This window comes from Acidovorax sp. Leaf191 (assembly GCF_001424425.1).
GTDB lineage: Bacteria > Pseudomonadota > Gammaproteobacteria > Burkholderiales > Burkholderiaceae_C > Acidovorax.
In genome coordinates, this window is record NZ_LMPT01000012.1 from 433,682 (window position 1) to 447,548 (window position 13,867).

A 13,867-nucleotide genomic window follows, 5' to 3' on the forward strand; every position below is an offset into this window, starting at 1 on the left:
GGCGTGGGTGCAGGGCGTACGGCGCGCGGTGCCCTGGCTTCGACAGGCTCAGCCCGAACGGTCGGGAAGGTGCAGGTGCAGATGCAAACGGTGGCCATGATCAGTGGTCATGTCCGTGGTTGCAGTGCGGGCCGTGCACATGGCCCTGGGCCTGCGCCACCACGGGGATGGCCACGGTGCGGCCGCGGGCGGGGGCTGCGGGCTGCGATGGATCGGCCTGATGGTTGTGGTCATGACTGTGGCCGTGATCGTGCGCCGGGGATGGCGACGCTGCCTGTGCGTGACTGTGTCCTTGATCGTGCCCATGGGCATGGTCATGATCGTGGTCATGGCCTTCATGCCCATGCCCGCCATGGTGATGGTGCCCGCCGCCATGCCCCGCAGCGTAGGCGCCGCCTTCGGGCTCGAAGGGCAGGTCCTGCGCCTTCACGATGAGGTGCATGGCGCGCAGCATGTCGGCCAGCACGTGGTCGGGTTCGATCTTGAGGTGGTCGGGCTGCAGCTCGATGGGCACGTGCCGGTTGCCCAGGTGGTAGGCGGCGCGGGTCAGGTCGAACGGGGTGCCGTGCTGCGTGCAGTACGTGATGACCAGCACGGGCTGCGGCGCGGCGATGACGCGGACCATGGAGCCGTCTTCGGCCACCAGCACGTCGCCGCCGCGCACCAGCGTGCCGCGCGGCAGGAAGATGCCCAGTTCGCGCCCGGCGGAGTCGGTGGCGGGGAAGCGACTTTTCTGGCGCACGTCCCAGTCGAGTTCGATGGTGGTGGCGCGCTTGATGAGGACCGGGGCCAGGCCTTTGCCCTGGGGGATGAGTTTGGAGGCTTGGATCATGGAAGGGATGTCGTTGTGGCGTGCGGCAAAACGCGCATTGTGGCCCGGCGGGATGGTGGCGGGGCGGCGTGCGTAGCCACTACAGCGGGCGGGTCATGAAGAAGCTGTACGGGTCCAGGCGGTAGCCGGCAAACGGGCCGCATTCGACAAAGCCGTGCTGAAAGTACAGCTTGCGCGCGGGTGCGAAGAAGGGCTGCGGCCCGGTCTCCAGGCTCACCTGGGTGTGGCCGCGTGTGCGGGCCTCTTGCAGCAGGTGGTTCAGCAATTGGCGGGCGATGCCCCGGCCCCGGTGGTGGGCGCTGGTGCGCATGGACTTGAGTTCGGCATGTGCGGCGTCCAGCCGCTTGAGCGCGCCGGTCCCCACCAGCACGTCGCCGCCCGCATCCGGCAGCCAGGCCGACCAGAACGCGATCCCGGGCTGGCGCAGCTGGTCCATGTCCAGGGCATGCACGCTCTCCGGTGGCGAGGTGGCGTACATGTCCTGCAGGTGTTCCTGCATGAAGGCTTCGATGCGCGGGTCGCTCAGGTCGTCCAGGCGGATGTGCAGGTCTTGCAGCACGGCATTCACGGGGCGTGGCCTCAGAACAGGAAGTAGCGCTGCGCCATGGGCAGCACGGTGGCGGGCTCGCAGGTCAGCAACTGGCCGTCGGCGCGCACGGTGTAGGTCTGGGCGTCCACTTCCATCTTCGGGGTGTAGCTGTTGTGCACCATGTCGCGCTTCCTGATGCCGCGGATGTTGTGCACGGCGGACAGCGTCTTGCGCAGGCCGAAGCGCTCGCCGATGCCGGCATGCAAGCCCGCCTGCGACACGAAGGTGAGCGACGTCTTGGCAATGGCCCCGCCGAACGCGCCGAACATGGGCCGGTAGTGCACCGGTTGCGGCGTGGGGATGGAGGCGTTCGGGTCGCCCATCGCCGCCATGGCGATCATGCCGCCCTTCAGGATGAGCGCGGGCTTCACGCCGAAGAAGGCGGGCTTCCAGATCACGATGTCGGCCCATTTGCCCACTTCGAGCGAGCCCACCTCGTGGCTGATGCCGTGGGCGATCGCGGGGTTGATGGTGTATTTGGCCACGTAGCGCTTGATGCGCGTGTTGTCGTTGCGCTGAAGGGCTTCGACAGGCTCAGCCGGGCCCTTCGACGGGCTCAGGGCGATCGGGGAGGGGGCCAGCCAGCCGCGCTGTACCTTCATCTTGTGCGCGGTCTGCCAGGTGCGCAGGATGACTTCGCCCACGCGGCCCATGGCCTGGCTGTCGCTGGACATCATGCTGATGGCGCCCAGGTCGTGCAGGATGTCTTCGGCGGCGATGGTCTCCTTGCGGATGCGGCTTTCGGCAAAGGCCAGGTCTTCGGCGATGCTGGCATCGAGGTGGTGGCACACCATGAGCATGTCCACATGCTCATCCAGCGTGTTCTGGGTGTAGGGCATGGTGGGGTTGGTGGACGATGGCAAGAAGTTGTCTTCGCCCACCACGCGCAGAATGTCGGGGGCATGGCCGCCGCCCGCGCCTTCGGTGTGGAAGGCGCAGATGCCGCGCCCGCCCACGGCCGCGATGGTGTTCTCCACAAAGCCCGATTCGTTGAGGGTGTCGGAGTGGATGGCGACCTGCGTGTCGGTGGCCTCGGCCACATCCAGGCAGTTGCTGATGGCCGCAGGCGTGGTGCCCCAGTCTTCATGCAGCTTGAGGCCGATGGCGCCCGCGCTGATTTGCTCGTGCAGCGCATCGGGCAAGCTGGCGTTGCCCTTGCCAAGGAAGCCCAGGTTCATGGGGAAGGCGTCGGCCGCCTGCAGCATGCGCTCCATGTTGAAGGGGCCGGAGGTGCAGGTGGTGGCCAGCGTGCCCGTGGCGGGGCCGGTGCCGCCGCCCAGCATGGTGGTCACGCCGCTGGCCAGGGCCTCTTCGATCTGCTGCGGGCAGATGAAGTGGATGTGGCTGTCGATGCCGCCCGCGGTGACGATGTTGCCCTCGCAGCTGATGACCTCGGTGCCGGGGCCGATGATGATGTCCACGCCCGGCTGGGTGTCGGGGTTGCCGGCCTTGCCGATGGCCGCGATGCGCCCCGCGCGCAGGCCGATGTCGGCCTTGACGATGCCGGTGTGGTCGACGATGAGGGCGTTGGTCAGCACCGTATCCACAGCCCCTTGCGAGTTCATGCGCTGGCTTTGCGCCATGCCGTCGCGGATGGTCTTGCCGCCGCCGAACTTCACCTCTTCGCCGTAACTGCCGGCGCGCAGGGTGTAGTCGGCCTCCACCTCCAGGATGAGTTCGGTGTCGGCCAGGCGCACGCGGTCGCCCACGGTGGGGCCGAACATCTCGGCGTAGGCGCGTCGTCCAATGGTTGCCATGGTGGGGTGCTCCGAGAAAACTGGATTACTATGCTTTTGATAGCTGCTAGCTCTTATGGATCAAGCGGTAGCGGCTGTTTTTGCTCAATATTCTTGCTGCCGGCATGTCCAGGGGTGTGCCTTGGGGTGTGCCATCGGGCCGCATGCCCTGGCTTCGACAGGCTCAGCCCGAATGGGAGGGGCAGGCATGCAGGTGCGCATGGGCCGGCACTGGCTACAGCGCGCCCTGCACCCGGCCCTGAAAGCCGAACACGCGGCGGTCGCCTGCGTAGTCCACCAGCTCCACCGTGCGCTCCTGGCCGGGCTCGAAGCGCACCGCGGTGCCCGACGCGATGTTCAGCCGCATGCCCTGCGCGGCGGCGCGGTCGAAGCCCAGCGCGCCGTTGGTCTCGGCAAAGTGGTAGTGCGAGCCCACCTGGATGGGGCGGTCGCCCGTGTTGCGCACGACGATGGTCAGCGTGCGGCGGCCAGTGTTGAGCAGGTGTTCGCCCGCGTCGATGAGGAGTTCGCCTGGGGTCATGGTGGGTCAGTTATCCACGGTAGGGGGTTGCTCCCTCTCCCCTTGCGGGAGAGGGCCGGGGAGAGGGGGTCTTCGGTGCGAGTGCTGCGCCGGTCGCGCCCCCTCTCCCCAACCCCTCTCCCGCGAGGGGCGAGGGGCTTGTGCGCTCAGCACAGGGTGTGGGGGTCGACGCCATCACGCCACCTGCTGCAGCAGCAGCGCGCCGCCGAAGGCCGCCACGCCCGCACCGGCCAGACGCGCCAGCCACACGTGGCGTTGGCGCAGTGCCCAGCCCGCCGCCAGGCCCGCGCAGTGCAGCAGCACGGTGGCGGCCAGCATGCCGGCCAGGGTCTGCCAGGCGCTGTCGCTGCCCGCCAGCTCGTAGCCGTGCGCCGCGCCATGGAACACGGCGAACGCGCCCACGCCCAGCGCCGCCGCGATGCCCGGCACCCGCAGGCGCGACACCACGAGCAGGCCGGTGGCCAGCAGCGATGCGGCGATCATGGGCTCCACGGCAGGCAGTGCCACGCCTTGCAAGCCCAGCACCGCGCCCGCCAGCAGCAGTGCTGCAAAGCCCACGGGGCCCCACAGCAGTTCGGGGCCGGCACGGCGCGCGGCCAGGGCGCTCCACAAGCCCACGGCCACCATGGCGGCCAGGTGGTCCATGCCGAACAAGGGGTGGGCAAAGCCGCTCAGAAAGCTGTTGTGGATATGTGACTCAGCACCGGTATGGGCGCTGGCGCTTGTGCTGATTGCGCTGGCAGCGATGAAAAAGAGAGCGGCTGTGTGGCGGTGTGAGAGTGCGATGCGCATGAGGGCTCCACAGAGAGAAAGAGGCAAAGAGACAAAGAGGGAAGAGGGAAGAGGGAAGAGGGAAGAGGGAAGAGGGAAGAGGGAAGAGGGAAGAGGGAAGAGGGAAGAGGGTCAGACGATCGGCTGATGGACGGTGACGAGCTTGGTGCCGTCAGGGAAGGTGGCTTCGACCTGGATGTCCGGGATCATCTCGGCGATGCCGTCCATCACGTCCGCGCGGGTCAGCACGGTACGGCCTTCGCTCATGAGTTGCGCCACGGTCTTGCCGTCGCGCGCACCTTCCATCACGGCGGCGCTGATCAGGGCCATGGCCTCGGGGTAGTTGAGCTTCAGGCCCCGGGCCTTGCGGCGCTCGGCCAGCAGGGCAGCGGTGAAGATCAGCAGCTTGTCTTTTTCGCGAGGAGTCAGTTCCATATCGTTTCACTCAAAGCTGGGGTCATTGGCTCGCGCGACCGCGATGCGGCCGAACGCGAGGAGTCAGTTCCATATCGTTTCACTCAAAGCTGGGGTCATTGGCTCGCGCGACCGCGATGCGGTCGAACGCGAGGAGTCAGTTCCATATCGTTTCTGCACAAAGCATCAAAAACCACCTCCGTTCACGCTGAGCCTGTCGAAGCGCCGCGCAGGGCTTCGACAAGCTCAGCCCGAACGGGTGGGGGCCGAGCCGAAGGGGGCGGTGGTGTGGCAGACCGGGCGATCTGACGTGATCGGATGAACGCCGTTGCATCATAGGCAGCAAGCCCCGTGCCCGCCATACGTCATCTGGCGCAGGGGCGGTGCCCGCTGCGGTGGGCCGTGGCATGGAAACTGCACCTCCGGTCCCTGCTGCCCTCCCACCACCATGCCCTTGCCCACCTCCCCGCTTGCTCCTGCCGCCGCTGCGCCGGTGCAGCCGTCGGGTCAGGATGGGGACGCGCAGGCATCGCAGCAGGCTCCGCAGCAGGTCGTCAAGGTCCGGCGCGACTACAACAGCTGGGTGGCCACCGAGACCATGGAGGACTACGCGCTGCGCTACACCCCCCAGCGCTTTCGCAAGTGGTCCGAGTGGCGGGTCGCCAACACGGCGTTCGGGGCCGCGTCATTCCTGATCCTGGAGGCCGTGGGCGCCACGCTGCTGGTGCAGTACGGCTTCATCAACGCGTTCTGGGCCATCGTGGCCACGGGGCTCATCATCTTTCTGGCGGGGCTGCCCATCAGCGTGTATGCGGCGCGCTACGGGGTGGACATGGACCTGCTCACGCGCGGCGCGGGCTTTGGGTACATCGGTTCCACGCTCACGTCGCTGATCTACGCGAGCTTCACCTTCATCTTCTTCGCGCTCGAGGCCGCTGTCATGGCCTATGCGCTGGAGCTGGCGCTCGACATTCCGCCCACCTGGGGCTACCTCATCTGCGCCATCGTGGTGATTCCGCTGGTCACGCACGGCGTGTCAGCCATCAGCCGCCTGCAGATGTGGACGCAGCCGCTGTGGCTGGTGATGCTGGTGGTGCCGTTCGGCTACGTGTTGATGCGCGATCCTGGTGCGTTTGCGGGTGTTGTGCACTACGGTGGTGAATTTGCGCGCGGTGCCAGCTTTCAATTGCCCTTGTTTGGTGCGGCGCTCACCGTCGGCATTGCGCTCATCACCCAGATGGGGGAGCAGGCCGACTACCTGCGCTTCATGCCCGCCAGCACGCCGGCCACGCGGGGCCGCTGGTGGCTGGGCGTGCTGGTGGGCGGGCCGGGCTGGGTGGTGCTGGGGGTGCTCAAGATGCTGGGCGGCGCGCTGCTGGCCTACCTGGCGCTCACCCACATGGTGCCGGTGGACCGTGCGGTCGACCCCAACCAGATGTACCTGGCCGCGTATGAGTACGTGTTCCCGAACTACGGCTGGGCGGTGGCGGCCACGGCGCTGTTCGTGGTGATCTCGCAGCTCAAGATCAACGTGACCAATGCCTACGCGGGGTCGCTGGCGTGGTCCAACTTCTTCTCCCGCCTCACGCACAGCCATCCGGGGCGGGTGGTGTGGGTGGTGTTCAACACGCTGATCGCCTTCATGCTGATGGAGATGAACGTGTTCCGCGCCATGGGCGAGGTGCTGGGGCTTTACTCCAACATCGCCATCGCCTGGATCATGTCGGTGGTGGCCGACCTCGTCATCAACAAGCCGCTGGGCCTGTCGCCCCGGGGCATCGAATTCAAGCGCGCGCACCTGTACGACATCAACCCGGTGGGCGTGGGTTCGATGGCGCTGGCGTCCGTCGTGTCCATCAGCGCGCACCTGGGCTTCTTCGGGCCGCTGCCGCAGGCTTTTTCTGCGGTGATCGCCATGGCCGTGGCCTTTGTCGCCGCGCCGCTCATCGCGTGGGCCACGCGGGGCAAGTACTACATTGCACGCCAGAGCGAGCCCGTGGCCGTGCCCATGGTGGGCCCGGTGCCCGGCGCCACCGCCGCCGACCTGGGGCTCTACCAGCGCCTGGTGGTGCAGCGCTGCGTGGTGTGCGAGCGCGAGTACGAGGCGCCCGACATGGCGCAGTGCCCCGCCTACCGTGGTGCCATCTGCTCGCTGTGCTGTACGCTGGATGCGCGCTGCGGCGACCTGTGCAAGCCCCACGCGAGCATGGCGGTGCAGTGGTCCGCCGCGCTGCGCTGGGTGCTGCCGCGTACTGTCTGGCGCTACCTGGACACGGGGCTGGGCCACTTCCTGCTGCTGATGCTGGTGATCGCGCCGCTGCTGGCATCGGTCATGGGCCTGCTGTACCACCAGGAGCTCAACACCATCGGGCAGGCCCTCACCGATACCGAGGTGCAGGCCGCACCCGAGGTGGCCCTGCGCTCGGGCCTGCTCAAGGCCTATCTGGCCCTGCTGGTCATCTCCGGCATCGTGGCCTGGTGGCTGGTGCTGGCGCACAAGAGCCGCCAGGTGGCCCAGGAGGAATCCAACCGCCAGACCGGCCTGTTGGTGCGCGAGATCGAGCTGCACCGCCAGACCGACGAGGCCCTGCAGACCGCGCGCAGCGTGGCCGAACAGGCGCGCCAGGTGGCCGAGGCGGCCCAGCGCGCCGCCGACCAGGCCAACCAGGCCAAGAGCCGCTACATCAGTGCCATCAGCCACGAGATCCGCACGCCGCTCAACTCCATCCTGGGGTATGCGCAGCTGATGGGCGAGGACACGGGCGTGCCCCCGCACCGCAAGCAGGCGGTGCACGTGATCCGCCGCGGCGGCGAGCACTTGCTGTCGCTCATCGAAGGCACGCTCGACATCGCGCGCATCGAGTCCGGCAAGCTCACGCTCGACGTTGCGCCCATGCGCTTTGCCGATGGCCTGCACGAGATGGCCGCGCTGTTCGAGCTGCAGGCCGCGGCCAAGGGCCTGGCCTTCGTGTTCGACGTGCAGGGCGTGATCCCGGAGGTGGTGCGCGCCGACGACAAGCGCCTGCGCCAGATCCTCATCAACCTGCTGGGCAACGCCGTCAAGTTCACCGCGCAAGGCACCGTCACGCTGCGGGTACGGTACGCCCGCGAGATGGCGCGCATCGAGGTGCAGGACACGGGGCCGGGCCTGACGGCCGACGAGATCGAGCGCATCTTCGAGCCCTTTGCCCGGGGCGGCTCCAGCGGCAGCAGCGGGCCGTCCGCAGCGCCTGGTGCGGGCCTGGGCCTCACCATTGCCCGCATGCTCACCGTGCTGATGGGCGGCGAAATGTCGGTCACCAGCCAGCCCGGCGTGGGCTCGGTCTTCCACGTCAAGCTCTTCCTGCCCGAGGTGCATGCCGAAGCGCTGGGCAAGGCCGCCACCGCACCCGGCAATGGCCGCGTGGCACCGCTGCGCAAGGCGCGCGTGGGCTACACGGGGGAGCGCCGCCGCATCCTGGTGGTCGACAACGAGGAGCCCGACCGCGAGCTGCTGGTGCACCTGCTGGAGCCGCTGGGCTTCGAGCTGCGCCAGGCTGCCAGCGGACACGATGCCCTCGATCTGCTGGCCACCGGCTACCGGCCCCATGCCATCTTCATGGACCTGGCCATGCCCGGCATCGACGGGTGGGAAACACTGCGGCGCGTGCGGCAGATGCAGGCGCAAGATGGCCGACCCTCCGCGGAACGCGCTCCGCCGGACGGGGCGGCATCGGCGGGCAGTGTCGGCGCCGATGCAGGCCCAGGCTCAGGCCCGCTGTCCCGGCCGAAGGAGCCCATCCAATGCGCCATCGTGTCCGCCAACGCCTTTGACAAGGCCCTGGACAACGACGTGGACATCCGCCCCGAGGACTTCATCGTCAAGCCCGTGCGCCACAGCGAGCTGCTGGACTGGCTGGAGCGCCGCCTGGCCCTGCAGTGGCTGCATGAAGGCGACACCGCGGTGGCCGCGGCGGGCACCACCTGGCCCGCCAGCACCGCTGGCGCGGCAGGCCAACCGCTGACTTATCCCGACGCCGCCACCCTCGCGCCGCTGCTGCAGGCCGTGGCGCTGGGCTATTACCGCGGCATTCTCAACGCCCTGGACGAGATCGAGCGCAGCCAGCCCGCGCACCAGGCCTTCGTTCACACCCTGCGGCAGATGGCCCGCGAATTCCAGTTCGACGCCATGGGCCAGCTCCTGGAACGGGCCCCTTCGTGAGTACGACGACGACAACGATGACGACGACCACCGCCCCTTCCCACCCACCCGGCCTGCCAGCCACCGGTGCCGCCGCGCTGGACCGCAGCGACAGCGACGTGGTGCTGATCGTGGACGACGTGCCCGACAACCTGGCCGTGCTGCACGATGCGCTCGACGAGTCGGGCTACACGGTGCTGGTGGCCATGCACGGCGAGGCCGCGCTGCAGCGCGCGGCGCAGGCCTTGCCCGACATCGTGCTGCTGGACGCGATGATGCCCGGCATGGACGGCTTCGAGGTGGCGCGGCGCCTCAAGGCGTCGCCCGCCACCGCGCACATCCCCATTATCTTCATGACCGGCCTGACCGAGACCGAGCACCTGGTCGCCGCGCTGGAGGCCGGTGGCGTGGACTACGTCACCAAGCCCATCAAGCCGCGCGAGGTGATGGCCCGCATGGGCGTGCACCTGGGCGCGGCCCGCAAGGCCCGCCAGGACGCGCGCCAGGCCCGCGAGGCGCGCAACGCGCTCGATGCCTTCGGCTACGCCAGCATCACCGTGCGCGCGGTGGACGGCCGCATCGTGTGGCAGACCCCGCTCGCGCGCGAACTGCTGCAAAGCTACTTCGGCGAAGTGGGCCCGGACGGTACGCCCACCGCCTTCGGCCAGTGGGCACCCGAGCCGGTGCAGGCCTGGCTGCGCCGCCACGTGCTGGCCGACAACGCCGCAGAACTGCTGGCCGCATCGCTCGCCGAGCCCCCGCGCCTGGCGGTGGAGCAGGGGGCCCGCAGGCTCACCTTCCGCCTGCACCAGCAGGCTGGCGACAGCGCGGGCGGCGGCGACTGGCTCATCGTGATGCGCGAGGTGTCGGACGCGAAGATCATCGAATCCATGAGCCTGTCCTTCAAGCTCACCGCCCGCGAGGCCGAGGTGCTGTACTGGGTGGTCAAGGGCAAGATCAACCGCGACATCGGCGACATCCTGGGCGCGAGCCCCGCCACCGTGAAGAAACACCTGGAGCGCGTGTTCGCCAAGCTGGGGGTGGAGACACGCACGGCAGCGGCAGGGATGGCGATGAACCGCATCCGGCAGCTGCATCCGCAGTTCGAAGGATAGTTCTTAGTGGATCTAGGCCGCTACCGCTCGCTGGATATGCGCCGATAGCTATCAAATTGATAGTGAATCTTTCGCCGATCCTTAAGCGGCACTCCCCAACACGTGCGGGCGGTTAGCGGCCGACAGCCTTTTCCAGCTCGGCCTTGTTCATTTTCGAGCGCCCCGCGATGCCTTTCTTGCGCGCCTCTTCATACAGCTGATCGCGCGTGCGGCCCTGCGCGCCCTGGTGCGAGCGTTGGCCCCCGCGCACGGGCGCCGGGGTGTCGCGCAAGGTCTTGGGATTGGCCGTCTCGCTTTCGCCGTGCTGAGCGCGTTCCTTGTTGACGGTACGGGCGGCAATCTCTTCGGCGGCATCGGTGCTTTTGCCGCGCTCTTCAAGGCTTGCCTTGATGTGTGCGTACTGGCGTTCGCGCTTGGCGGTCCATTGTTTCTGGGGCATGGCGTGCTCCTGGGTGCGGTAGGGAGATGCGGCAGGGGGCAGCCCCGCCGATGCTGACAATCTAGCCCGCTCGGTGTGCGTGAGCGTCGGTCCCATGGGCGCCCGCCTGTAGGACCGCCGCCTGGAGCCCGTGAGAGCCGGCGTTCACAATGGCCTCTACCGCTTGGATTGCACGCCCATGTCCGGTGGTTGCACGGTGCAAGCGTGCGCGTGGGTCAGCGGCCTGCCGCACCCGGCCAACGCAAGCCCCAGGGCAACTGTGCGGGGCCGAAGACGAAGTGCAGCACGCGCCGCTGGCTGGTCCCGCTGGCTTTGGACGATGCGTGCAGCAGCAGCGGCCGCATGACCAGGGCGGTGCCTGCATCGGCAAGGCAGGGCACATCGCCTGCGCGGTCGCGCAGCGCACGGGCTGCGTCGGCCGCCAGCACGCCCTGGGTGTGGCTGGCAGGCACCACGCGCAGCGGGCCGTCGTCGGCGTGGCAGGGGTCGAGGTGCACGCGCACGGCCAGCAGCGTTTGCAGCAGTGGCGCAGGGGGCTGCACGAAGAGGGCGCCGTCCTTGTCGGACCAGCCGTTCAGGTCCGGCGCATCGACCTTTTCGGCCACGGGAATGCTCAGGTCCTGGTGCAGGGGCACGAGCCAGTTGCGGGCCGGGGTCTTCTCAAAGTAGGTGCATTGCACGGCCACGGCCGATGCGGGGAGGAGGTCCGCCAGGGCTGGGCACTGCTGCAGGCGCCGGGCGAGCGCCTGGCACCAGGGGCGGTTCAGCAGATCGCGCTGGCCGCCGGACGCCGAGGGCGCACGGTGACCGCCGCCATCCGCCGCCTGCATGTCTGCGTTCAGGTCGTGGGCCAGGGCGCTGCATTCGGCCGGCTGCAGCACCCCGGGCACCAGCACAAAGCCTTGGGCTTCCAGCAGGGCACTCGCCGTGGCGCCTGCCGCAGGGGTGTCGATGGGGCTGGTGGCTGTCAAAGCATCTGAAATAAATCTGACCGAAATCTGAATGAAATGTGCCGCTACCGCTTGTTGGATGAGCGCTAGTAGCTATCATTTTTATATCAAAACGCTGCCGCACCCTGTCCAGCGCTGGCGCGCAGCGATCACATCCCCAGCGACTTGAGCAGTGCGTCCGTATCGTCCTGCCCCGCGGGTGGCGGCACGGGCACGGGGGGAGCGGCCTGCGATTCGGCCATCAGGGCGTCGGGGTCCGGTGCTTCCTGTGCCTCGAAGTCGTAGAGCTTGATGAACTCGGTGCGGTCGATGGCCAGTTCCAGATAGAAGATGTTGTTGTTGCTGGTGTAGAAGGTCACGCGCCGGGCTTCGGGCTTGTCCAGGTTGGCGTCCACCGACAGGTGCACCTGCTTGTTCAGCACCAGCATCTTGGGCTGGTTCTGGGTGATGTGGGTTTGCAGCTCGCGCCGCACCTTGCCGGTGAAGTCGCCCACCACCTGGTTCATCAGCTCGCCCATCACGTTGCTCACTTCGTCCGACGTGAACGAGGTGACCAGGTCGTCCTTGGACATGCCCATGTTCAGCAGGTAGTTGGCGTACAGCTCCATCGCCGCCTGGGCCGAGAAGTTGATGATCACCAGCCCCGAGAAGCCGCCATCGAACAGCACGAAGCAGCCGATGTCGGGCTTCAGGCAGGTCTTGCTGATGCGCTGCACCATGCCGGAGTAGTGGATCTGGCTGTGCGTGGCCACGCCCAGCACCCGGGTGACGGAGTTGCACAGGCTGATCAGCAGGTCTTCGGTGCTGTAGACGGGGGATTTTTCAGGGAGACTCATGGTGTGTGGGGGCTGCGGCCGGAAATACGGGATGTGCAGGGCAGAGCATAGGCGATGGCGGGGCGCTAAGCCAGTGTGCGGGCCCGGGGCGTGGCACGGGTGTGGCGCGCCGTCCGCTCGGGGACGCGTCGCGGGATGGCGCCGATTGACAATCCATTGGGCTCGCGTATCGTGCCAGCCTTCCGACAGCCAATAAATCAGCCAGCCTCCCGCCGAGCCGGGTGGCCCAACAAAAGAGAGGGGTGTGCACACATGGGCAATGTCTATTCCTACGGGCTCAACGACTTCCAGGCCATCGCCACCGGTGCGGCAGTGCTGGCCAGCGGCGGCGGCGGCAGCTACTCCGACGCCTGCTCCATCGTCAAGGAACTGGCCCAACAGGGTTACAGCGGCACGGTCACCGTGCAGGACTACGACGGCGCCACGCCGGCCTGCGTGCTGGCCATCATGGGCTCGCCCGACGCGGCCTCCAGCCTCGACCTGGCAGCGATCCAGAACTCCGTCAGCAACACCTTGGCGGTGCAGCAGGGCCTGACCGGCATGCAGGTGGGCGCGCTGATCCCCGTGGAGATCGGGCCGATCAATTCCCTGGTGCCGCTCATCGGCGCCGCCATGTCGAGCGGCTCGGTCTGGGTGGTCAACGGCGACGGCGCAGGCCGCGCGGTGCCGGAGCTGCCCCAGACCACCTTCACCACCCCGTCCGGGCCCGCGCCCAGCCCTGCGGTGCTGGCCAGCGACGCGGCCACGCTGGTCGCGGCGGAATACGCGGTGCTGGGCTCCGGCACGGCGTCGGGCATCGAGTCGCTGGCCGGCGGCGTGGTCGGCGGGTTCGGCGGGTACTCGGGCATCGCCATGTGGCCGTCGAACGCCTCCAACCAGTTCGCGTTGTCCGGCAGCTACATCCCCGGCACGCTGGAGCAGGCGCGCGCGCTGGGCCAGCAGATGCTGCAGGCGGTCACGCCGCTGTCCACGGCGGCAGTCGCCGCGGCGATCCAGAGCCTGACCGGGCGCACTGCGAGCGCCGTGGTCACCAACTTCTACATCACCGAGGTCACGCAGTCCACTTCGAGCGCGACGTCGCTGGACTCCGGGATCATCCGGCTGGACAATGCGCAGGACCCGACCCAGAGCACGCAGACGCACTACCTCTACAACCTCAACGAGAACCTGATCATGTACTCGGCGTCGAGCACCTCCCCCGACATCATCGCGCCGGACTCGATCTGCTACTACTCCGAGAGCACGGGGCGCGGGTTCTCCAATGCCAACGACGACCTGGCGCTGTACTTCAACACCGCCACGGGCCGCAGCACGGGCCAGATGGTGAGCGTGATCTCGGTGCAGACCGCGCCGCAGCTGTACAACACCCCGGGCGTGGTGGCATCGTTCGCCGGTCTCTTGCGCAAGCTCGGCTATGCCGGTGGCATGCCGCCGGCCTGAGCGCGTGCGTGCATTCGAAAAGCC

The 13,867-nt window shown here is 68.0% G+C and carries 13 protein-coding genes; 4 read left to right on the forward strand and 9 right to left on the reverse strand.

What is annotated here, in order from left to right; translation table 11 throughout:
* Nucleotides 1–100: 100 nt before the first annotated feature.
* From ureE to ASG27_RS10515, 5 genes are all read right to left on the reverse strand, one after another.
* Nucleotides 101–832 (reverse strand): urease accessory protein UreE, encoded by a 732-nt coding sequence (ureE, locus tag ASG27_RS10495; protein WP_056415710.1) that lies wholly within the window; start codon nucleotides 830–832, stop codon nucleotides 101–103.
* 79 nt (nucleotides 833–911) lie between these two features.
* A complete protein-coding gene (locus ASG27_RS10500; protein WP_056415713.1) occupies nucleotides 912–1,400 on the reverse strand; it encodes a GNAT family N-acetyltransferase in 489 nt (162 codons plus the stop codon).
* Nucleotides 1,401–1,411: 11 nt separating this feature from the next.
* Complete coding sequence (gene ureC, locus ASG27_RS10505; protein ID WP_056415716.1) at nucleotides 1,412–3,178, reverse strand: urease subunit alpha; 1,767 nt, start codon at nucleotides 3,176–3,178, stop codon at nucleotides 1,412–1,414.
* Between the two features lie 214 nt (nucleotides 3,179–3,392).
* On the reverse strand, nucleotides 3,393–3,698 hold the full coding sequence (locus ASG27_RS10510; RefSeq protein ID WP_056415719.1) for an urease subunit beta: 306 nt from the start codon (nucleotides 3,696–3,698) through the stop codon (nucleotides 3,393–3,395).
* A 174-nt stretch (nucleotides 3,699–3,872) separates the two neighbouring features.
* Nucleotides 3,873–4,445 carry a HupE/UreJ family protein gene (locus ASG27_RS10515; RefSeq protein ID WP_235503998.1) on the reverse strand — a complete coding sequence of 191 codons (573 nt, stop codon included), beginning with the start codon at nucleotides 4,443–4,445 and terminating at the stop codon, nucleotides 3,873–3,875.
* On the opposite strand from ASG27_RS10515, the gene ASG27_RS27520 reads away from it, so the two are divergent.
* Nucleotides 4,342–4,617, forward strand: a complete 276-nt coding sequence (locus ASG27_RS27520; protein WP_235504004.1) for a hypothetical protein — start codon at nucleotides 4,342–4,344, stop codon at nucleotides 4,615–4,617. The two genes, ASG27_RS10515 and ASG27_RS27520, sit on opposite strands and share 104 nt — an antisense overlap.
* On the opposite strand, the gene ASG27_RS10520 is transcribed toward ASG27_RS27520, so the two are convergent.
* Nucleotides 4,602–4,904, reverse strand: coding sequence for an urease subunit gamma (locus ASG27_RS10520; RefSeq protein ID WP_055399013.1), 303 nt, complete (start codon nucleotides 4,902–4,904; stop codon nucleotides 4,602–4,604). The two genes, ASG27_RS27520 and ASG27_RS10520, sit on opposite strands and share 16 nt — an antisense overlap.
* A gap of 427 nt (nucleotides 4,905–5,331) precedes the next feature.
* Between ASG27_RS10520 and ASG27_RS10525 the strand changes: the two genes are divergently transcribed.
* Both ASG27_RS10525 and ASG27_RS10530 read left to right on the forward strand, forming a co-directional pair.
* On the forward strand, nucleotides 5,332–9,084 hold the full coding sequence (locus ASG27_RS10525) for a hybrid sensor histidine kinase/response regulator (RefSeq protein ID WP_056415726.1): 3,753 nt from the start codon (nucleotides 5,332–5,334) through the stop codon (nucleotides 9,082–9,084).
* 17 nt (nucleotides 9,085–9,101) lie between these two features.
* Nucleotides 9,102–10,178 carry a response regulator gene (locus tag ASG27_RS10530; protein ID WP_056415729.1) on the forward strand — a complete coding sequence of 359 codons (1,077 nt, stop codon included), beginning with the start codon at nucleotides 9,102–9,104 and terminating at the stop codon, nucleotides 10,176–10,178.
* A gap of 112 nt (nucleotides 10,179–10,290) precedes the next feature.
* Here ASG27_RS10530 and ASG27_RS10535 read toward each other — a convergent pair whose 3' ends face one another.
* The 3 genes from ASG27_RS10535 to ASG27_RS10545 all read right to left on the reverse strand — a co-directional run bounded on the left by ASG27_RS10535 (nucleotide 10,291) and on the right by ASG27_RS10545 (nucleotide 12,403).
* Nucleotides 10,291–10,617, reverse strand: a complete 327-nt coding sequence (locus ASG27_RS10535) for a hypothetical protein (RefSeq protein ID WP_056415734.1) — start codon at nucleotides 10,615–10,617, stop codon at nucleotides 10,291–10,293.
* Between the two features lie 215 nt (nucleotides 10,618–10,832).
* Nucleotides 10,833–11,588 (reverse strand): phytanoyl-CoA dioxygenase family protein, encoded by a 756-nt coding sequence (locus ASG27_RS10540; RefSeq protein WP_235503990.1) that lies wholly within the window; start codon nucleotides 11,586–11,588, stop codon nucleotides 10,833–10,835.
* A 128-nt stretch (nucleotides 11,589–11,716) separates the two neighbouring features.
* Nucleotides 11,717–12,403, reverse strand: a complete 687-nt coding sequence (locus ASG27_RS10545) for a DUF3334 family protein (protein ID WP_056415738.1) — start codon at nucleotides 12,401–12,403, stop codon at nucleotides 11,717–11,719.
* A gap of 252 nt (nucleotides 12,404–12,655) precedes the next feature.
* Between ASG27_RS10545 and ASG27_RS10550 the strand changes: the two genes are divergently transcribed.
* Nucleotides 12,656–13,843, forward strand: a complete 1,188-nt coding sequence (locus ASG27_RS10550) for an S-methyl thiohydantoin desulfurase domain-containing protein (RefSeq protein ID WP_056415741.1) — start codon at nucleotides 12,656–12,658, stop codon at nucleotides 13,841–13,843.
* Nucleotides 13,844–13,867: the final 24 nt, after the last annotated feature.

What these genes read in the sequence shown, in the direction of transcription:
- ureE (WP_056415710.1), bottom strand. Translation starts at nt 832, where the DNA reads ATGATCCAAGCCTCCAAACTCATCCCCCAGGGCAAAGGCCTGGCCCCG.
- ureC (WP_056415716.1), bottom strand. Translation starts at nt 3,178, where the DNA reads ATGGCAACCATTGGACGACGCGCCTACGCCGAGATGTTCGGCCCCACC.
- ASG27_RS10510 (WP_056415719.1), bottom strand. Translation starts at nt 3,698, where the DNA reads ATGACCCCAGGCGAACTCCTCATCGACGCGGGCGAACACCTGCTCAAC.
- ASG27_RS27520 (WP_235504004.1), top strand. Translation starts at nt 4,342, where the DNA reads ATGCCGAACAAGGGGTGGGCAAAGCCGCTCAGAAAGCTGTTGTGGATA.
- ASG27_RS10520 (WP_055399013.1), bottom strand. Translation starts at nt 4,904, where the DNA reads ATGGAACTGACTCCTCGCGAAAAAGACAAGCTGCTGATCTTCACCGCT.
- ASG27_RS10525 (WP_056415726.1), top strand. Translation starts at nt 5,332, where the DNA reads ATGCCCTTGCCCACCTCCCCGCTTGCTCCTGCCGCCGCTGCGCCGGTG.
- ASG27_RS10530 (WP_056415729.1), top strand. Translation starts at nt 9,102, where the DNA reads ATGACGACGACCACCGCCCCTTCCCACCCACCCGGCCTGCCAGCCACC.
- ASG27_RS10535 (WP_056415734.1), bottom strand. Translation starts at nt 10,617, where the DNA reads ATGCCCCAGAAACAATGGACCGCCAAGCGCGAACGCCAGTACGCACAC.
- ASG27_RS10545 (WP_056415738.1), bottom strand. Translation starts at nt 12,403, where the DNA reads ATGAGTCTCCCTGAAAAATCCCCCGTCTACAGCACCGAAGACCTGCTG.
- ASG27_RS10550 (WP_056415741.1), top strand. Translation starts at nt 12,656, where the DNA reads ATGGGCAATGTCTATTCCTACGGGCTCAACGACTTCCAGGCCATCGCC.